The following is an 18,286-nucleotide window of genomic DNA, read 5'->3' as shown; positions in this document are numbered from 1 at the left end:
GCGTGGTTCACATGTTGAAGTCGGTGGGGTGGCCGTCGAGGGCCTTCATGATGAGGTTGCGATCGAGACGGTCGCTCAAGAGTGCAGCAAAGTCATACACAAAGTGGCGAATGTAGGCGCTGCGCTTGAACGCAATGCGCGCCACGTTTTTGCCAAACAGCAGCGAGGCGGGGCGTGCAATCAGGTCGTTGTCCAAGCCGTCTTTGACTGCCATCTCGGCCACGATGCCCACGCCCAAACCTAAGCGCACATAGGTCTTGATGACGTCTGAGTCAATCGCTTCGAGCGCGATGCGTGGCGTCAAGCCTTTGGCGGCAAAGGCTTTGTCGATGCGGGTGCGGCCGGTGAAGGAGGGGTGGTACGTGATGATGGGTTCAGCTGCCAAGTCTTCCAGAGTGATGCGCACTTTGCCCGCGAGTGGGTGTGATTTTGGGATGACCAACATGTGTTCCCACTCGTAGCAGGGCAGGGTGATCAGCTCGGGGTATTCAGAGAGTGACTCGGTGGCAATGCCAATCTCGGCCACTTCGTCCATCACCATTTGCGCCACTTGTGCAGGCGCGCCTTGGTGCAGGCTGATGTTCACATTGGGGTAGGCCTCGCGCAGTTTGGCCACGGGCACGGGCAGCACGTAGCGTGCTTGGGTGTGGGTGGTGGCGATGGACAAAGTGCCGCTGTCTTCGGCGCTGAACTGTTCGCCAATGCGTTTGAGGTTGCCCACTTCACGCAAGATGACTTCGATGCTGCGCAGCACATGCTGGCCCGGTTCGGTCACGCGCTTGAGGCGTTTGCCGTGGCGCGAGAAGATTTCGATGCCCAGCTCTTCTTCCAGCTCAATGATGGCCTTGGACACGCCAGGCTGGGAGGTGTGGAGCGACTTGGCCACCTCGGTGAGGTTGAGGTTGCGGCGAACGGCTTCTTGGACGAAACGGAACTGGTGTAGGTTCATGGCTTGGCTTTGTAATTGGCCATTCATTATGCCTTGAGCATCTAACTAATTGATTCTTTATGCTTTCGCGGTGGCCGTGTGCGTCCGTTTAGCCATCAGAATCCAGTCTCGCTCAGGGCGCGTTGTTGGCTTGGCCTAGTGCAATATCGGCCAGCAAGTCGAGCAGCGCATGTTGCTCACCCACAGCTGGTTGGCAACCGATGTCAACGCTCGGGTGTGCAGCCTTCAGCGCGGTGATGAGTTCAGGTAAGTCTTCGCGTGCATGTCGACCCACGCCCAAAAACATGGGCACGACGCACAGGCTGGTGGCGCCTTCAGCCACCAAAGCATCGGCCACATGGGGCAGGTCGGGCTCGGTCAGCTCCAGGTAGGCGCATCGCACCACGGTGTTGGGCGAGCGATGGGTGATGCGTTCAGCCACCGCTTGGATGGGCTTGTGCCACAGGGGGTCGCGTGAGCCGTGGGCAAACAAAATGATGGCGTGCATAAAACCTTATTGGCGAATGACCAGCCAGCCAAAAGCGGCCAGCGAAGCAAGTGTGTAGAGCATGCCGGGTGCTGCGGCTGCAAACCACGGTGCCCAGCTGTTGATGTTGCCGATGTAGCTGAACACGTTGTTCAACAAAAAGAAGCTGATGCCCGCCAATACGCCACCAAACACATGGCTCGCAATGTTGCCGCTGCGGAAATGCAAATAAGCAAAAGGCAGGGCCAGCACTACCATGACGAGGCAGCTCAAGGGGTAGAACACTTTTTTCCAGAATTCAATCTCAAAGCGCTGCGTGGTTTGACCATTGGCACTCAAGTGCTGGATGTATTGAAACAAATCAATCGTGCCCATACGTTCAGGCTTGAGCAGGGCGACCGACACCATTTCTGAGTTGATGCCTGTGGCCCATGTTTGCGAATCGGCGTGGGTGCGTTCCAAGACAGATTCACCCGTTTTGTTGCGGCTCAGCTGGTTGCGTTCGACTTGTTGAAGGGTCCAGGCGTCGTTGTTGGTCAGCAGGCCATCGCGCGCTTTGATCAAGGCCACCCACTGACCGTCTTTGTTGAATTCAAAGATTCGAATACCGCTGGGGTTACCTTCTGGGGTGAGGGTGGTGACATTCACTGCAAAACTGTTGTCACCTTGGCGCTCACGCAGCCAAGCCCCCGTGTTGCCCACTTTGATTTGACCTAAGTAGCGCGACTTCAGCAATTGGCCATAGCGGTCACACAGCGGTGATAAATAGTCTCCCACTGCAAACGTCAGCACCACAAATGCCAAGCCTAAACCCAGCAAGTTGCGCAAAGCCATGAAAGGACCTAATCCGCTGGTGCGCAAAATCGTGAATTCAGAGCTTTGTGCCAAACGGGCCATCACAAAAATAGTGCCGATCAGCACCGTGATGGGGAGCAATTCGTACAAGTGGCTGGGGATCAGAAGCAAGACATAAGTCAGGGCATGTTTGAGCTGATAAGCACCGCCGTTTTGGCCTACACCTTGAAGCTCGTCTACAAAGTCAAAGAAGAAGAACAAACCCAAAAAACCAAGGGTGACAAAGCCCACAGCCACGAGCACTTCACCGTAAATGAGGCGTCGCAATGTTTTCATGGGCGCACCTCCGGTTGCGGTGTTGAGGTGGGTAGCCATTGGCGCCAGCTCCAGTTGTTGTGGCGCACCGTCAGCCAAAGCAATGCCGCACACAAAACGCCGCCATGCAGTGCAAGTAAGAAAGGGGCAAATTGCACTTTGCCCAAGCTGATCCAGCTTTGACCGAGGTTGATGAAGTTGTAATAGACCACAAAAATGAACAACGCCAAGGCCAAGTTGCCGCTGCGTCCAACACGGTGGTTGGCGCTGGTGATGGCCAGTGCGATGACCACAAAGTTCCAGGCAGCCATGGCCATGCCCAGTCGCCAGGACAGTTCACCTAAATTGTTCGGCGTCGGCGACTGAATCAGCTGGAGGGTGCTGGTGGCTTTTGCGGGAATGACAGAGGCAGCCTTGACGTCTTGTCCAATGCGCGTGCCATAGACCTTGAACTCGCTGATTTTGATTTCAGCTTCACCCACGGTTTGTTCCACCCGTTGGCCAACATCCAAAATCAAAAAACGATCTTCGTCGATGGTTTCAATGTGGCCCGCTTTGGATGAGGTCATGGCTTGTTTGCCATGGTCTGTCGACGAAATGAAAACGTTTTTACCTTGTTTGTTCTCGACACTGTCTTTGTCCACAAAGAACACACGCAGGCCATTGGCCGATTCTTGGAATTGGCCCGGAGACACGCGTTCTAGGTCACCCCGGCGCTCGAAGCGTTCTTTGAGTTCGCTGATCTGTTGGTTTGACCATGGCCATACCAGTAGCACCAGTACGCCGACGGTCAACAGCATGGGCCAGGCAAAACGCAACATGGGCGTCAGGAATGCACGCAGACCTTTGCCGCTTACAAGCCAAATGACCATTTCGCTGTCAAGGTAAGTGCGTGACAACGTGCCCACAGATGCGATGAACAAGCTCATGGTGAGCACCGTGGGCAAGTGACCCAACATGGTGTAGCCCATGACCAAGCTGATCTCTGCGGGGTTGACGCTGCCTTGTGAGGCTTGGCCCAGTGTACGGATCAGCATGATGGTCATCACGATGGTGACCAGCACCACCAGCGTGGCACCAAAGCTGCGAGCCAGCTCATTGCGAATAGAGGAATGGAATAACATCAGCGACAGAGGAAAAACACAATTATGAACTTCGAGCTCAAGACCCTAGATTTACACGCTGCAGTCACGCATAAAACCGATGCGTTGATTATCTTGGTATCTGCCAAGGACAAGCCGACCAAAAGCGTTTTGGCCCAACTTATTTCAGAGGCACGCAAAAGCGGTGATTTGGACGAGTCGCCCGCCAAGCTGCTGAGCGTGTGGCACCCACAAGGCGTGAGCGCGATGCGCTTGGTCTTGGTCTCCAGTGGTGACGGCAGTGCGCGCGTGGTGCGTCAAGCCGTGACTGCGGCTGTGGCCTCGCTCAAAGCCGCCAAGCCTGCTCACATCACCGTGTGTTTGGCCGATGCCAGCGCACACCGCCTGCAAGCTGCAGCCCAAGCTGTGGCTGACACCAGCTATGTGTACACCGCCACCAAGCCATCGGCCAAAGCCTCGGGCTTGAAGCGCGTGGTTTTGGCTTTGCCCACTGCCGAAAAAACCAAAGCAGCCAAACACGAATTTGACCTGGCCCGCGCCCAAGTGGCCGGTGTGGCCTTGGCCAAAGAGTGGGGCAACCGTCCCGCCAACCACGCCACGCCCACACATTTGGCGGATGTGGCCAAGGCCTTGGGTAAAAAGGCGGGCATCCATTGCCAAGTGCTCGGCCCCAAAGAGATCGAAAAACTCGGCATGGGCTCCTTCGCCGCAGTGGCGCGTGGCTCGGTTGAGCCTTTGCGCTTCATCGTGTTGCAATACAGCGGTGCAGCTAAAACTGTGGCACCGACCGTGTTGGTGGGCAAGGGCATCACGTTTGACACGGGCGGTATTTCGCTCAAGCCAGGCCCTGGCATGGACGAGATGAAGTTCGACATGTGCGGTGCCGCCAGCGTGCTGGGCACGTTTGAGGCGTTGTCGCACTTGAAGCCCGCCATCAACGTGGTGGGCCTCATCCCCACTTGCGAAAACATGCCAGACGCATCGGCCTTAAAGCCCGGTGATGTGATCACCAGCATGAGCGGTCAAACCATTGAGGTGCTCAATACCGATGCCGAAGGCCGCCTGATTTTGTGTGACGCCTTGACGTACGCCACACGCTTCAAACCCCGTGCGGTGATTGACATTGCCACGCTCACCGGCGCTTGTGTGATTTCGCTGGGTCATGTGCGCAGTGGTTTGTTCTCGCCTTCGGACGACTTGGCCAATGCCTTGTTTGCCGCAGGTGAAGCCGCGCTGGACCCTTGCTGGCGCTTGCCTTTGGACGAGGAATATGCAGAAGGCCTCAAGTCCAACTTTGCCGATGTGGCCAACGTGGCTGGGCGTGATGGCGGCTCGATTACTGCCGCCAAGTTCTTGCAGCGTTTTGCCAAAGACTACCCATGGGCGCATTTGGACATCGCAGGTTCTGCTTGGAAGAGCGGCGCTGCCAAAGGTGCGACGGGTCGTCCTGTGGGCTTGTTGTTGCAATACTTGTTGAGCACTGCCAAAGCGAAATGACCGAAATCGCTTTTCACTTCAACGCGCCCGACAAACTGGCCTATGCCTGCCGCTTGCTGCGCAAGGCCGTGGCCAGTGGCGCACGTGTGGTGGTGACAGGTGCGCCTGCTTCCTTGCAAGCACTCGACACCTTGCTGTGGACGTTCTCGCCACTGGAGTTTGTCGCGCATTGCCGCGCAGGTAGCCCTGCTGAGCAGTTGATGTCGTCCCCCGTGGTCTTGGCCGCACAAATTGAGGGTGGCCCTGAGTTGCCTCATCACCAAGTGCTGTTGAATTTGGGTAACGAGGTAGCGGCGGGCTACGAGCGCTTTGAGCGCACGATTGAAGTGGTCACGTTGGATGACGAAGACCGCCAGCTGGCACGCCAACGCTGGAAACACTATGCCGATCGTGGGTATTCCATCACGCGCCATGATTTGAAATTAAGGGATTGAGAAACTTTCTTTGTTTTGGAGTTACGATTAAAAACCGTTATTTCAAACCCAAGGAGTTCTTGCATGCATTTCTCTTTCAAATTGACAGCCGTTGCAACGTTGGCCGCCATCAGCAGTTTGGCCATGGCGCAAGACCAAGTGGTCAAGATCGGCCATGTCGGCCCCGTCAGCGGCGCCATCGCGCATTTGGGCAAAGACAACGAATACGGCGCACGTTTGGCCGTTGAAGAACTCAATGCCAAAGGCGTGAGCATCAATGGCAAGAAAGTGAAATTGGAGTTGGTGGCTGAAGACGATGCGGCTGATCCCAAGCAAGGCACAGCCGCCGCGCAAAAGTTGGTGGACGCCAAAGTCAGCGGCGTGATTGGCCACTTGAACTCAGGCACAACCATTCCAGCCTCCAAGATTTACAGCGACGCAGGCATTCCCCAAATCTCCCCATCCTCGACCAACCCCAAGTACACCCGTCAAGGCTACAAAACAGCTTTCCGCGTGGTGGCGGATGACGTTCACTTGGGTGGCACTTTGGGCCGCTATGCCGTGAACGAACTCAAAGGCAAATCCATTGCCGTGATCGATGACCGCACAGCTTACGGCCAAGGCGTGGCTGAAGAGTTTGAAAAAGCTGTCAAGGCTGCAGGCGGTAATTTGGTGGGCCATGAGTTCACGACCGACAAAGCCACAGACTTCATGCCTATCTTGACCACACTCAAGGGCAAGAAGCCAGACATCATCTTCTTCGGTGGCATGGACGCCGTGGGCGGCCCGATGATGAAGCAAATGAAATCACTGGGCATCAAAGCCAAGTTCATGGGCGGCGATGGCATTTGTACCAACGAAATGATCAAGCTCGCGGGTGACGCCATGGCCGATGGCCAAGTGGTGTGTGCTGAGGCTGGCGGTGTGGATGGCGCTTTGAAGAAGGGCATGGACGACTTCGGTGCCAAATTCAAGAAACGCTTCAATGACGACGTGAAGCTGTATTCACCTTATGTGTATGACGCGGTCTTTGTCATGGTGGATGCCATGCAGCGCGCCAAGTCCAGCGATCCAGCCAAGTACTTGCCAGAACTGGCAAAGACAACAGGTTTCAAAGGCGTGACAGGCACTATTTCGTTTGATGCCAAAGGTGACATCAAGAACGGCGCCTTGACGCTGTACACCTTTAAGGCTGGCAAGCGCGATCAAATCGCGGTGGTGCGTTAAAGCCGCAATGCCACCCACTCAAAAGCCACCCTCGGGTGGCTTTTTTTATGGTTGCTTGGGGAGGTATTCGAACACCAGGTATGCGAAAGGTTTGTCCAGCGGGAAGCGAATGCCTTGACTCTTCACGGTGATCGTGATGGGGTCGGCTTTTTGCCCCTGTGCTTCTAACCACATCTGCATGCGTTGTGGGCAATCAGTGACGGCAGGTGTGCTCACAGGGCCGAGAGGACAGAGCAACACGCCTGCGCGTGTTTGCCAATCGGGCAAGGGGTTGACGGTGGCTGGGAATTGATCTGGCACCTCGGGCACCACGCGCAAGTCCTGGTCACCGTAAAAGGCCAGCAAAGCACTTTCTGCCCATTGGCCACCAACCCATTGGAGCTGCACGTTGGGGTGGCGCTCTTGCCATGTTTGAAGCACAGCCGCGGCAGCTTCGCGCCTTGGCAGGTAGTGGTTGTCGTTTCCTTCGTTGGCTTGGTGCCAAGCGTACCAAGGGCTGACCAACACCACGACAACAAACCAGGCCATCAAGCATTTGAGCAAACGCTGGGTGATGTATTCGCTTGCCTTGTCATCTTGGTTGAGGTTGCGCAACCAAAGCAGGGAAAAGCCGTAACCAATCGGAATGGCCCAAGGCAGAGAGAGCTCCACAAAACCGGTGATTCCAAATATCAGCGTGATGGCCCAAGGCAGCATGGCCAACCAAAAAAAACTATCGCCCCAGCCTTGAGGGCGCCATGACAACCACATCCGAGTGGGCAAGGTGCGCAACGCCTGCCAAATAGACACGTCTTTTGCTGCACTCAGCGCCGTGCAAAGCAGCCAAGGCACCAGCCAATAGGCCACGGGCGCAACCGCAAATTTGCTTAAAAGGCGCCAGTTGGTGCCGCCTGTGCTGCTTTGTTCGCCCACGTAATGTAGGGTGACGAATTCATGGGACCGCAGCCATTCGATGTGGGGCAACAAACTCAAACCAAAGACAAGCAGTGTCAACCATGGTTTAGGTGTCATGAACCAAGCACGTCCTGGTGCTGAGGCAAAGGCTGCCAAGAAAAGCGCCAGCAAGAACACGCCGCTGTAGTACTTGCCCAGCATGGCCAGGGCGGCTAACACGCCCAACGCCATTGACCACAGCAAGCCCGAGCGCCCAGTTTTCTGAATGCTGTGCACCCAAGCAACGGCAACCCAAGGCCAAACACTTAGCAAAATCGCATTGGCGTTGAATTTGACGGCCAGGGTGCTGTAAGGAAACGCCATGCTTAACAAAATCACTGCAGGCAAAGCCAGATCATGTCTGTCTATGGCTTGTGCCAAGCGGTAAACACCCAGCAGGCCGATGGCGACGTTGAGATAAGACAGCAGGTGGTAGGCCATGTCTGTGGTTGGAAAAACAACAAACCACGCGCCCGTGACCCAGGCAAACAAAGGCGGGTGCTTGGCACTGCCCCAAGCCCAGTTTTGACCCCAGGCATAGTTTTCCAGCATGTCGGCGTAGCTGTCTAAATTGGTGTCGGCAATGCCATGGGCGACGACCCAAGCCAACACGTGGATGCCCAACACCCACCAAATCCATGTGTTTTTTGATATTTTTTCTAGATCAAAGCGGGGGTGGACAGCGTTATTCAAGGTTTTTTGTCACAAAAGTTAATGAAAAATTATAAGTAAATCAAGGACTTATGTTTTCTGTCGTTTTTTTTTAGAAAGCGTGTACACCAAATGTAAAGCTGAGGCGTTGATTCTTCACTAAGTTCTTTGGAGCCTAAATTGGATAAATCAGTAGTTCAGATCGAATCGCCTAATGTTGCCGTGGAGCGCCGCTTCAAAATCGTGTCTTGTGAGAAGACTGGCATCAAAGCGACGTTTGATCGAATCCGCGCCCAGCTGGCTCAAGAAGCTGAGCAGCGCAGCCGTCCTGCTTCACGGATGTATTCAGGATTTCGTGCGGTCAAAGCTTAATTCGATACACCTATTTCAAAGGCGCCTTGATGGCGCCTTTTTTATTGCTACTAATTGACTATTTTCTCTTTAAATTCAAGGGTTTATACACCTTGAAGCGTATGGACGACGAGGGCGGGCTTCTCGATAATTTCGCGCGACGCCTGTTCTACGTGAGGTTATTTTGTTTTCTAAATTTACGAAGTTTTTTTCGACGGATATTGCTATCGATTTAGGCACAGCCAATACCTTGATTTACACCAAAGAACACGGCATCGTGCTCGATGAGCCTTCTGTGGTGGTGTTGAAAAAAGACGGAAAAGTTCATGGCAAAACCACGGTGTTGGCCGTTGGCAATGAGGCCAAAGCCATGTTGGGGCGCGTGCCCGCAGGCATCGAGGCCATTCGCCCGATGAAAGACGGCGTGATTGCCGACTTCACCGTGACCGAGGTGATGCTCAAGCACTTCATCAAGCTGGCTCACCCGCACATGTTGTTCAAGCCCAGCCCGCGCATTGTGATTTGTGTGCCTTGTGGCTCCACTCAAGTGGAGCGCCGTGCCATTCGCGAATCTGCCCTGGGTGCTGGGGCCTCTGAGGTGTATCTGATTGAAGAGCCCATGGCTGCAGCCATTGGTGCGGGCTTGCCCGTGACTGAACCGTGCGGCTCGATGGTGGTGGACATTGGTGGCGGTACCACGGAGGTGGGCATTGTGTCGCTGGGCGGCATGGTTTACAAAAACAGCGCGCGTATTGGTGGTGACAAGTTTGACGAAGCCATCGTCAACTACATCCGCCGCAACTTTGGCATGTTGATTGGCGAGCAAACAGCTGAGCGCATCAAGAAAGAAATTGCAACCGCGTTCCCCACTGGCGAGGTGAAGGAAATGGAAATCACGGGCCGCAACTTGAGCCAAGGCATTCCACAAAGCTTCACCATCAGCTCCACGGAAATCTTGGAAGCGCTGACCGACACCTTGAACAACTTGGTGTCTACCGTCAAGATCGCTTTGGAGCGCACACCGCCTGAGTTGAGCTCAGACATTGCTGAGCGCGGCATCATGCTCACGGGGGGCGGTGCTTTGTTGCGTGACCTAGACCGTTTGATTTCCGAAGAAACAGGCTTGCCTGTGTTGATTGCCGAAGATCCGCTCACGTGTGTGGCGAGGGGTTGCGGTTTGGCGTTGGAGCAGTTGCACAGCGTCAGCGGCATCTTCACGGCGGATTGATGGGGTTCTTGTCAAAGGCGCAGGGGCTTTGGTCTCTGGCGGTTTGCGGCTGGCTTGGTGTGTTCTTGGTCATGTCGATGCCCGCACAGGCAGCTCGTACGGCACAGCTGCCGGATGTCTCGGGTGATGCCTCGCGCATGGTGTTCAAAGCAAACAGAAAAAACAAAAAAGAACCCAGTTGCCAGCTCACACTGATGCACGTGTACACCAGCAAGTTCAACAAGAAGTTCACGCAGTTTGCGTTCACGGGTTCGGTGGTGGCCAAACGTGAAGTGGGCAAACCCATGGTGCTGTCAGTCATTGGGCAAAACCATCAGCTCGCCCCTGGCGGCAAAGGCATCCAACCGTTTCCAATTCCCCGCATAGAGCTAGGTGTCGAGGACGTCAGCGTGCGGCGGTTCACCGGACACAAAAGCAGTTGCAAAAAAAGCAGCGTGTGCGCTGAATACAAAGACAGCAAAAAGAACGAACTGCAAACTTGGGTGGGTGATGACGCAAAGAACCTTCACCTGCTATTTCCCTTGGTCACCAAGCAACCGTCTGTGGTGATCGATTTGTCTAAGTTTCCTGCGGCGGGTCAAGACGGCACAACGCCATTGGCTCAATTTAAGCGCTGCGCCGCTGATTTGCGCTAATTCCATCAAAGCCTTGCTTCATCAAGGCTTCATCTGGCTGGTTTAAGATGACCAGCGTAATGCAGCAAACCTCCCTCTTCAAAACGATGTGCCTTCATATGGCCATGGCGCTGGTTGCCTTGTTGGCAATTGGCCCGTTTTTGCACGCGCATTACGGTGCGTCTCAGGTGACCGGTTTGCATGTGGCAGGCATGAGTTCCGTGTCGCTGTCTGCTGAACCTGCATTGACCATGACCAGCTTCAGCCAAGACGATGAGCCAGAGTCTGCGGCTGTGGGTGTTGAAACTTCTTATGCACGCCAAGCCGCGTTGGATGTGGAGGAGCAGCAGCAAAGCGTGTTGATCCTCACCGTCTTTGTCATGGCTGCGCTGATTCAGCGCGTGGTGTCTTTCTTGCTGGCGCCAGGCACGCAACGTGCCGGCCGTCCTTCGTTTCTTGCCGGCTTTCCGCCGCTGCCGCACGCACCTCCTGCATTTCACTTCTAATTTTTAACGCGTGTACACCTGGTGTGTGCACCGCCTCTTGGTTTGTGATGTGTGGAGTTGGTGATGTTCACTTCTTTCAAGTTTTTCCTTCGTGGCTTTGTGTCCTGCTTGTGGTTGGCAGTGATGGTCAATGCCTTGGCGCAAGTGGCGCCATCCGCAGCCAATGCATCCGTGTTGCTGCTGCTGAATGCCAAACAACAAGCCAGCCTGGGTGTGCAAGTGGCAGCAGTGCAGGCCTCGACAGGCGGTCAGCTGCTGGCCAGCGCCACGGTGGTCATGCCACCCGGCAAAGAGTTCACGGTGTCTGCGCCGTATGCGGGCCAAGTGTCTCGGTTGTTGGTGGGCGTGGGCGACACGGTCAAGGCGGGAGCTGCTTTGGCGCACTTCACCAGCCCCATGTTGGGCGATGCACGGCGCTTGTTGAATGAAGCTTCGCTCGATTACAAAAACGCCTCTGCCGCCGCACAGCGCGACCAAGCCATGTTCGAGGAGGGCATCATCCCTGCCGTGCGTTTGCAACTGAGCCGCTCTAAGCAAGAGGCTGCACAAGCGCAGCTGCATGCACGCGAGGCCGAGCTGGTCGCCGCAGGCATGCGCTTTGATGCCAACACGGGCTACGCCACGGGCACGCTCAAAGCGCCGCTGTCGGGCACAGTGTCTGAGGCTTTTGTCGCGGTCGGCCAACGCGTGGAAGTGGGCGCGATGTTGTTCAAGTTGGCGGACAGTTCGCAGTTGCAACTCGACCTGCAGCTTTCATCTGATAAAGCTGCGCAGCTGCAAGTAGGTGACGAGGTCAGCATTGCCTCGCGCAACGCCAAAGCCAAGCTCATCGGCGTGAGCCGCGCGGTGGATGCCAGCCAATCGGCACGCGCACGTGCCACCGTCACAAGCCGAGGCAGTTTGCAAGCGGGCGAGTTGGTGTCGGTCACCGTGCATGCCAAAGGCAAAGCAGGTGCCGCCAAGCCTGATTCGCAATGGCTGGTACCCGCACGCGCCGTCACTCAGTGGCGCGGCAAGCCGTGGTTGTTTGTGGCGAACGACAAAGGCTTTGAAGCGCAAACGGTGAATGTCATTTCGTCCACCGACGACTTGTCGTTGATCGAGACCGCGTTGCCTGCAGGCAGTAAAGTGGCGGTCACAGGCATCGCTTCCTTGCGCGCCTTGTTACAAAAGGACGAGTGATGTTTGAACACCTCATTCGTTTGAGCCTGCGTTTTCGCAGCCTCACGCTGGCGTGTGCTGGCTTGCTGTTTGTTGCAGGCACGTACGCGTGGCTCAATTTGCCGATTGATGCCTTCCCCGATATCTCGCCCACGCAGGCCAAAGTGATTCTCAAAATTCCAGGCATGACGCCCGAAGAGGTCGAGCAGCGCGTGGTCAAACCCATAGAGCAAGAGCTGCTGAGCATCCCCAACAAACGCATCGTGCGTTCTATCTCGAAGTACGGCATTGCTGACATCACCATCGACTTTGACGAAGGCGTGGATTTGTATTGGGCGCGCCAACAAGTGTCTGAGCGCTTGGGCTCGGTCATGCGCGATTTGCCAGCCAGTGTGAGCGGTGGCTTGGCGCCCATCACTACACCGCTGAGCGAGGTGTACATGTTCACGCTTGAAGGTGACTTCGGCTTGGCCGAAAAACGCCGCGTGCTCGACTGGGTGATTCGCCCCGAGCTGCGCACCATTCCCGGTGTGGCCGAAGTCAACTCGCTTGGCGGTGAAGTGCAAACCTTCGAAGTCATTCCCAACACCGCCAAGATGGCGGCGATGGGTGTGAGCATGACCGACTTGCGTCAAGCCTTGCTCGCCAACAACAGCAACGATGGTGCAGGCCGTTTGACGGCTGGCGAAGAAGCCTTGGTCGTACGCGTGGAAGGCGCAGTGAAAACGTTGGACGATTTGCGTGCGGTGCGCTTGACCACCACGCGCAACGCACGCGTGCAGCTCGACGACGTGGCCACCGTCACGCACGGCGCACTCACACGCTACGGTGCAGTCACCCAAGATGGCCAAGGCGAAGCGGTCGAAGGCCTGGTGCTGGGCATGCGCGGTGTCAATGCCCGTCAGTTGGTGAACGCGGTCGATGCCAAGTTAGCCGATATGGCCCCGCGCTTGCCCAAAGGCATGACCGTGAAAACTTTTTACAACCGAGGCGAGTTGGTCACGCGAGCCGCAGACACGGTCATTCATGCGTTGATTGAGGCCGCGGTGTTGGTGTGCATCACCTTGTATGTGTTCTTGGGCGGCATGCGCGCTGCCGTGGTGGTGGCCGTGGCTTTGCCTTTGTCATTGCTGAGCACCTTCATGTTGATGCGTGGTTTTGGCTTGACCGCCAACTTGATGAGCTTGGGTGGCTTGGCCATTGCGCTGGGCATGTTGGTGGACGCAGCGGTGGTGGTGGTGGAAAACATCGAAACCGCATTTGCATCGCACCCAAAAGGCCACGCCTTGTCGAAAACCGAAATTTTGCTGAGTGCTGTGCGTCAGGTGGTCAAACCCGTGGCGTCTGGCGTGCTCATCATTTGCGTGGTGTTTTTGCCGTTGCTGAGCCTTGAAGGCTTAGAAGGAAAGCTGTTTGCACCTGTGGCCGTGACCATCATCATGGCGTTGGCTTCGTCGCTGCTATTGGCGTTCAGTGTGATTCCTGCTTTGGCATCGATGGTGCTGAAAGAAGAGGGTGCGCACGAGCCTGTGGTGATGCAAAAAATCCATGCCGCGTATCTGCGTTTGCGCGAACGCGTGTGGGCCAAGCCGCAGTGGTTGTATGGTGTGTCTCTGGCCTCGTTGGTCGTGGCTGCCGTGCTCTACAGCTTCATTGGCAAAACCTTCATGCCCACCTTGGATGAGGGCGACATCTTGGTGCAGTTGCAAAAGCTGCCTTCGATTTCACTCGAAGCCTCGCTGGAAATTGACACCCGTGTGCAGCAAGCCATTTTGGACAACGTGCCCGAAGTCAAGTCAATCGTCGCCCGTGCAGGCTCTGACGAGTTGGGGCTAGACCCCATGGGCCTGAATGAGACCGACACTTTCTTGGTGCTCAAGCCCAAAAGTGAATGGCGCGGCAACAAAGACGACATCGTCGATGCGCTGCGCGTGGTGTTGGATGGTTTTCCGGGCTTGGTCTATGGCTTCACCCAGCCGATTGAAATGCGTGTGTCTGAAATGCTCACAGGCACACGCGGCGATGTGGCTATCAAAATTTTTGGCACAGACCTTGGTAGCTTGAACGAAGCTGCTCATCAAGTTGCCGATGCCGTGCGCACCATCCCCGGCGCTGCCGAAGTGATTGCGCCTAAGGCAGAGGGCTTGCAATACGTCTCTGTAAGTTTGAACCGCACCACCATGGGCCAAGCGGGCTTCAGTGTGGAGGCCTTGCAGCAAGCCTTGAAAAACCAAGTCGAAGGCGAGTCACTCGGCTACGTGTTGCAAGACGGTGTGCGCATGCCGCTCACCTTACGCGGCAACGAGGCCACGCGACAAAGCCCAGAAGCGTTTAAAAACTTGCAGCTTGCTGCACCCGATGGCCGTGTGTGGGCCGCCAGTGCCTTGGCTGACATTCGCTTGGTGGATGGCCCCATCCGTGTGGACCACGAGCAAAGCGCGCGCTTCACCAGCGTTCAGGTGTCGGTGGATGGTCGCGATTTGACGGGCTTTGTGGCCGATGCCAAAAAGGCGGTGGCCGCCTTGAAGCTGCCCAGCGATGTGCGCATTGTGTGGGGCGGTCAGTTTGAAAACCAGCAACGCGCGGCAGCGCGTTTGGGGCTGGTCATTCCTGCGGCCATGGTGCTCATCTTCACCATCTTGGTGTTCACCTTTGGCTCGGCCATTCAGGCGGGCATCATCTTTTTGAACATCCCGTTTGCGTTGGTGGGCGGTGTGGTCGCACTCGCGGTCTCGGGCGAGTATTTGTCAGTACCTGCATCGGTGGGCTTCATCGCGTTGTTGGGCATTGCGGTGCTCAATGGTGTGGTGATGGTGACGCACTTCAACGAACGCTTGCTCGATGGCGAAGCGATGGACGTGGTGGTGCGCCTAGGCACCGAGCGCCGTTTGCGCCCTGTGTTGATGACAGCGGTCATCACCGCGCTGGGCATGATCCCGTTGTTGTTTGCCACGGGGCCTGGCTCAGAAATTCAACGGCCCTTGGCGATTGTTGTGACGGGTGGTTTGCTCAGCTCCACCTTGCTGACTTTGTTGCTGCTGCCCAAATTGTTTGAACGCTTTGGTGGGCTGGATGGCGTGCCGTGGCATGCGCTCACGCGCCTCTTGCATTGGAGGAAGTCATGAAACGTTTCGTGAAATTTGATGTTGTAGCCTTTGTCGCCGCTTGCACTTGCGCCTTGATGATGGGGGTGGCTCATGCACAACAGCCTGCCGTTTCAGCAACCGTTGCATCGTCTGCTGCTACGTCATCAGCTTCTGGCGCGGCCTCAGCGTCGACTGCGATATCACAGCTTTTGCCTTATCTCCCGGCTGAAGCTGCGGTGAAAGACGCCTTGCTCAGCAGCCCCTTGATGCAAGCTGCGCGCGCCAAAAAGGAAGCAGGTACAGCTCGCGCTCAGGGCATTGACTCAGGCTCCGCCGAGTTCACCTTGCGCAGCACTTCGCAGCGTCGTCGCGAGGTGGCCACAGGCGCGCAGTTGCATGAGTCGATGGTGAGCATCGAACGCCCTGTGCGTTTTTGGGGCAAGCGTGGCATGGACGCCGACCTCGCCACGCAAACCCAAGCCTTTGCCGACATTGAATACGCCGATGCCATGCACGAAGGCGCGCGCGAGTTGATGCGTTTTTGGTTTGCTTACCTGCGTGCGTTGGCTGACCAAAAGAATGCGGTGACCACCTTTGATTTGGCCGCCAAAATGCAGCGCCTCACGCAAGTGCAGCTCAAGCATGGCGAAATTTCGCAGCTCGACGCAGAGCTGGCCAATGCCGAGTTTGAGCGCATCACCGCAGCACGTTCGGTGGCCGATGCACAGTTGGCCTCCAGTGCGTCAGCGTTCACGCGTCGCTATGCAGGCATGGTGTTGCCCACGCACATGCCTGTGGCTTTGCGTTTGGATGCATTTCCTAAATTGCCTGCTTTGACCGACACCATGGTTGCCATGCGTCAAGAATTCTTAGATAAAAACCACGAACTCAACATGATGCGTGTGGACGCCCAACGTTTGCGCCTCGCCGCTGACCGCGCGACGCGTGACCGATTGCCTGACCCCACATTGGGCGTGTTCAGCGGGCGCGAGCGGGCAGGGGCTGAAACCATTTCGGGCGTGATGTTCTCCATGCCGTTCCCCAGTGCCTCGCGCTTTCATCACGCGACTGCGTTGGTGGCCGATGCACAAGCGGCCAGCGACAAAGTGTTGCTGGCCGAGCAACAACTGGGCGCCATGTTTGACAGCATGTGGATTCAGTTTCAACACAAACGCACAGCCGCCGACAACTTGAAATCTGCGGCCCAACGTCAAGCCTTGGCCGCAGAAAAATCGGTCAAGGCCTACACCTTGGGCGAGGGCAGTTTGTCGGACGTGTTGCTGATTGCGCGCCTCGCCAGCGACAACCTCAATGCCGCTGAGCGCATGCAGCTAGAGGTGGTGGAATTGCTGGCGTTGATTCGTCTAGATCTGCACCAGATCTGGGACTTTGACGAATGATTCGTTAACGGAATAAGCCGCTTAGGCGAGTTCGGCAATCAGCTCAATTTCCACACAAGCACCCAAAGGCAGTTGCGCCACGCCAAACGCGCTGCGTGCGTGCGTGCCTTTGTCGCCAAACACTTGGCCGATGAGTTCGCTGCAACCATTGGTCACCAAGTGGTGCTCGGTGTAGTCGGGGCTGGAGTTGACCAAGCTCATTACTTTGACGATGCGCTTGACCTTGTTCAGGTCGCCCACGGCAGCGTGCAAGGTGCCCAACAAATCCACAGCCACAGCGCGTGCGGCTTGTGCGCCTTCGGTAGTTTGCATGGTTTTACCCAGCTGACCAGTCCACACCTTGCCGTCTTGTTTGGCAATGTGGCCGCTCAAAAACACCAAGTTGCCTGTTTGCACAAACGGCACATAGGCTGCAGCGGGCACAGCCACGGGGGGCAGGGTGATGTTCAGGGTTTGGAGTTTGTCGTAAACGCTCATGTTGGATTCCTTGTTTGAATCCAGTGATTTTAAGAGCGCTCACAGCGCGTGACTGAGGTCAGCGTGCTTCGCTTTGGCTTTGTGATTGGCTTTGCGACTGACCTTGCGATTGACTTTGGGTTTGTGATTGCGACTGTGTTTGCGTTTGCACAGAAGCTGCTGCCAACTCAGAAGCCGGTTGCACCGTCACAGCAACTTCCAACGTGTGGCTAGCTCCGCCATGAATCACGCCGCGCACAGGCGATACATCCGCGTAGTCGCGGCCAATGGCCAAGGTCACGTAGTCGATGCCGGGCGAGCTGAGGCCCCAGCGGTTGTTGGTGGGGTCAAGGTCAAACCATTGGCCGTGGGTGGCAAGTGCGCCGGTCTTGGCGGTTTCAGCTGCGTCGTCTAAATCGTTGGGTACATAAACCGACACCCATGCGTGCGAGGCATCGCTGCCTATCAAGCGGGTTTGGCCTTCAGGTACTTCGGTTACCAAATAGCCGCTCACATAACGTGCGGCCAAACCTTGTGTGCGCAAGCAACCGATGAGGATGTGCGCAAAGTCTTGGCACACGCCTTTGCGGCTTTTGAGGGCTTCGAGCGCAGGCGTGTTGATGTCTGTGCTGGCGGCCTCATACGTGAACTCTTGGTGAATGCGCGTCATCAAATCGCACGCGGCTGCCAGCACGGGGCGAGCGGGCACAAAACTGGCACGCGCATATTCGGCAAAGTCGGGATGCGGCTGCATATAGGGCGAGGCAAACACGTATTCGGTAGCCGCGTCCCACGCAGCGCCCGAGTGATACACAAAGTGTTCGCGCACGTTTTCCCAGGCGGGCGTGGTCAAGGCTTGCTCGGGTGGGTAGGCGATGAAGTGGGTGTCCACCGTGCTCTTGGCTGTGATGCTGAGTGTGTCGTGCACCACGGGCAGCGAGAAGAAAGTGCGGTTGTTGCCAAACACATCCACATGCGTGCTGGTCGCTGCTGGTGTGGGTGTGATGTGCAGCTCGGCGTGTTGCACCGTTTGTGCAGCATCGCTGCGCGGCAGCAAATGCGCCATGTGCTGCGCGGTGTTGACCTGCGGCACATAGTGGTAAGTGGTGGTGTGGGTGATGTACAGCAACATGGC

General features: G+C 56.3%; 17 protein-coding genes. 10 read left to right on the top strand and 7 right to left on the bottom strand.

The window, feature by feature from the left end; translation table 11 throughout:
- Window positions 1-7: 7 nt before the first annotated feature.
- From LINBF2_RS07015 to lptF, 4 genes are all read right to left on the bottom strand, one after another.
- Window positions 8-949, bottom strand: a complete 942-nt coding sequence (locus LINBF2_RS07015) for a CysB family HTH-type transcriptional regulator (RefSeq protein WP_281887769.1) — start codon at window positions 947-949, stop codon at window positions 8-10.
- A 112-nt stretch (window positions 950-1,061) separates the two neighbouring features.
- The gene (locus tag LINBF2_RS07010; RefSeq protein WP_281887767.1) at window positions 1,062-1,436 is read right to left on the bottom strand and encodes a CbiX/SirB N-terminal domain-containing protein; all 375 of its coding nucleotides are present in this window, start codon (window positions 1,434-1,436) and stop codon (window positions 1,062-1,064) included.
- Window positions 1,437-1,442: 6 nt separating this feature from the next.
- Entirely contained in the window at window positions 1,443-2,546 is a 1,104-nt protein-coding gene (gene lptG / locus LINBF2_RS07005; protein WP_104797282.1) for an LPS export ABC transporter permease LptG, read from the bottom strand.
- Window positions 2,543-3,649 carry an LPS export ABC transporter permease LptF gene (gene lptF / locus LINBF2_RS07000; protein ID WP_281887765.1) on the bottom strand — a complete coding sequence of 369 codons (1,107 nt, stop codon included), beginning with the start codon at window positions 3,647-3,649 and terminating at the stop codon, window positions 2,543-2,545. Before lptF ends, lptG begins: the two co-directional genes overlap by 4 nt.
- A 24-nt stretch (window positions 3,650-3,673) precedes the next feature.
- On the opposite strand from lptF, the gene LINBF2_RS06995 reads away from it, so the two are divergent.
- The 3 genes from LINBF2_RS06995 to LINBF2_RS06985 all read left to right on the top strand — a co-directional run bounded on the left by LINBF2_RS06995 (window position 3,674) and on the right by LINBF2_RS06985 (window position 6,765).
- On the top strand, window positions 3,674-5,125 hold the full coding sequence (locus LINBF2_RS06995; RefSeq protein WP_281887763.1) for a leucyl aminopeptidase: 1,452 nt from the start codon (window positions 3,674-3,676) through the stop codon (window positions 5,123-5,125).
- On the top strand, window positions 5,122-5,559 hold the full coding sequence (locus tag LINBF2_RS06990) for a DNA polymerase III subunit chi (RefSeq protein WP_281887761.1): 438 nt from the start codon (window positions 5,122-5,124) through the stop codon (window positions 5,557-5,559). Before LINBF2_RS06995 ends, LINBF2_RS06990 begins: the two co-directional genes overlap by 4 nt.
- Before the next feature lie 123 nt (window positions 5,560-5,682).
- Entirely contained in the window at window positions 5,683-6,765 is a 1,083-nt protein-coding gene (locus LINBF2_RS06985) for a branched-chain amino acid ABC transporter substrate-binding protein (protein ID WP_281891299.1), read from the top strand.
- Window positions 6,766-6,810: 45 nt separating this feature from the next.
- Here the strand turns inward: LINBF2_RS06985 and LINBF2_RS06980 are convergent, their stop codons facing one another.
- On the bottom strand, window positions 6,811-8,391 hold the full coding sequence (locus tag LINBF2_RS06980; protein ID WP_281887759.1) for a glycosyltransferase family 39 protein: 1,581 nt from the start codon (window positions 8,389-8,391) through the stop codon (window positions 6,811-6,813).
- Window positions 8,392-8,529: 138 nt separating this feature from the next.
- Between LINBF2_RS06980 and LINBF2_RS06975 the strand changes: the two genes are divergently transcribed.
- From LINBF2_RS06975 to LINBF2_RS06945, 7 genes are all read left to right on the top strand, one after another.
- Window positions 8,530-8,721, top strand: a complete 192-nt coding sequence (locus LINBF2_RS06975; protein ID WP_146100035.1) for a hypothetical protein — start codon at window positions 8,530-8,532, stop codon at window positions 8,719-8,721.
- Window positions 8,722-8,884: 163 nt separating this feature from the next.
- Window positions 8,885-9,928 (top strand): rod shape-determining protein, encoded by a 1,044-nt coding sequence (locus LINBF2_RS06970; RefSeq protein WP_281887755.1) that lies wholly within the window; start codon window positions 8,885-8,887, stop codon window positions 9,926-9,928.
- Window positions 9,928-10,563, top strand: a complete 636-nt coding sequence (locus LINBF2_RS06965; protein ID WP_281887753.1) for a hypothetical protein — start codon at window positions 9,928-9,930, stop codon at window positions 10,561-10,563. Before LINBF2_RS06970 ends, LINBF2_RS06965 begins: the two co-directional genes overlap by 1 nt.
- Before the next feature lie 104 nt (window positions 10,564-10,667).
- The gene (locus LINBF2_RS06960) at window positions 10,668-11,048 is read left to right on the top strand and encodes a hypothetical protein (protein ID WP_281887751.1); all 381 of its coding nucleotides are present in this window, start codon (window positions 10,668-10,670) and stop codon (window positions 11,046-11,048) included.
- A 63-nt stretch (window positions 11,049-11,111) separates the two neighbouring features.
- Window positions 11,112-12,230 carry an efflux RND transporter periplasmic adaptor subunit gene (locus LINBF2_RS06955; protein ID WP_281887749.1) on the top strand — a complete coding sequence of 373 codons (1,119 nt, stop codon included), beginning with the start codon at window positions 11,112-11,114 and terminating at the stop codon, window positions 12,228-12,230.
- A complete protein-coding gene (locus LINBF2_RS06950) occupies window positions 12,230-15,334 on the top strand; it encodes a CusA/CzcA family heavy metal efflux RND transporter (protein WP_281887747.1) in 3,105 nt (1,034 codons plus the stop codon). Before LINBF2_RS06955 ends, LINBF2_RS06950 begins: the two co-directional genes overlap by 1 nt.
- Complete coding sequence (locus tag LINBF2_RS06945; RefSeq protein ID WP_281887746.1) at window positions 15,331-16,695, top strand: TolC family protein; 1,365 nt, start codon at window positions 15,331-15,333, stop codon at window positions 16,693-16,695. Before LINBF2_RS06950 ends, LINBF2_RS06945 begins: the two co-directional genes overlap by 4 nt.
- A gap of 21 nt (window positions 16,696-16,716) precedes the next feature.
- On the opposite strand, the gene LINBF2_RS06940 is transcribed toward LINBF2_RS06945, so the two are convergent.
- Complete coding sequence (locus tag LINBF2_RS06940) at window positions 16,717-17,172, bottom strand: RidA family protein (RefSeq protein ID WP_104797294.1); 456 nt, start codon at window positions 17,170-17,172, stop codon at window positions 16,717-16,719.
- Window positions 17,173-17,230: 58 nt separating this feature from the next.
- Complete coding sequence (locus tag LINBF2_RS06935; RefSeq protein ID WP_281887743.1) at window positions 17,231-18,283, bottom strand: transglutaminase family protein; 1,053 nt, start codon at window positions 18,281-18,283, stop codon at window positions 17,231-17,233.
- Window positions 18,284-18,286 lie beyond the last annotated feature (3 nt).

Source organism: Limnohabitans sp. TEGF004, assembly GCF_027924965.1.
Classification (GTDB): Bacteria; Pseudomonadota; Gammaproteobacteria; order Burkholderiales; family Burkholderiaceae_C; genus Limnohabitans.
This window is presented reverse-complemented; position numbering and strand designations above follow the sequence as displayed.

Excerpts from the sequence above, each read along its gene's own strand:
- LINBF2_RS07015 (WP_281887769.1), bottom strand. The coding sequence starts at position 949 with ATGAACCTACACCAGTTCCGTTTCGTCCAAGAAGCCGTTCGCCGCAAC.
- lptF (WP_281887765.1), bottom strand. The coding sequence starts at position 3,649 with ATGTTATTCCATTCCTCTATTCGCAATGAGCTGGCTCGCAGCTTTGGT.
- LINBF2_RS06955 (WP_281887749.1), top strand. The coding sequence starts at position 11,112 with ATGTTCACTTCTTTCAAGTTTTTCCTTCGTGGCTTTGTGTCCTGCTTG.
- LINBF2_RS06940 (WP_104797294.1), bottom strand. The coding sequence starts at position 17,172 with ATGAGCGTTTACGACAAACTCCAAACCCTGAACATCACCCTGCCCCCC.
- LINBF2_RS06965 (WP_281887753.1), top strand. The coding sequence starts at position 9,928 with ATGGGGTTCTTGTCAAAGGCGCAGGGGCTTTGGTCTCTGGCGGTTTGC.
- LINBF2_RS07010 (WP_281887767.1), bottom strand. The coding sequence starts at position 1,436 with ATGCACGCCATCATTTTGTTTGCCCACGGCTCACGCGACCCCCTGTGG.
- LINBF2_RS06985 (WP_281891299.1), top strand. The coding sequence starts at position 5,683 with ATGGCGCAAGACCAAGTGGTCAAGATCGGCCATGTCGGCCCCGTCAGC.
- LINBF2_RS06945 (WP_281887746.1), top strand. The coding sequence starts at position 15,331 with ATGAAACGTTTCGTGAAATTTGATGTTGTAGCCTTTGTCGCCGCTTGC.
- lptG (WP_104797282.1), bottom strand. The coding sequence starts at position 2,546 with ATGAAAACATTGCGACGCCTCATTTACGGTGAAGTGCTCGTGGCTGTG.
- LINBF2_RS06950 (WP_281887747.1), top strand. The coding sequence starts at position 12,230 with ATGTTTGAACACCTCATTCGTTTGAGCCTGCGTTTTCGCAGCCTCACG.
- LINBF2_RS06990 (WP_281887761.1), top strand. The coding sequence starts at position 5,122 with ATGACCGAAATCGCTTTTCACTTCAACGCGCCCGACAAACTGGCCTAT.
- LINBF2_RS06960 (WP_281887751.1), top strand. The coding sequence starts at position 10,668 with ATGGCGCTGGTTGCCTTGTTGGCAATTGGCCCGTTTTTGCACGCGCAT.
- LINBF2_RS06935 (WP_281887743.1), bottom strand. The coding sequence starts at position 18,283 with ATGTTGCTGTACATCACCCACACCACCACTTACCACTATGTGCCGCAG.
- LINBF2_RS06995 (WP_281887763.1), top strand. The coding sequence starts at position 3,674 with ATGAACTTCGAGCTCAAGACCCTAGATTTACACGCTGCAGTCACGCAT.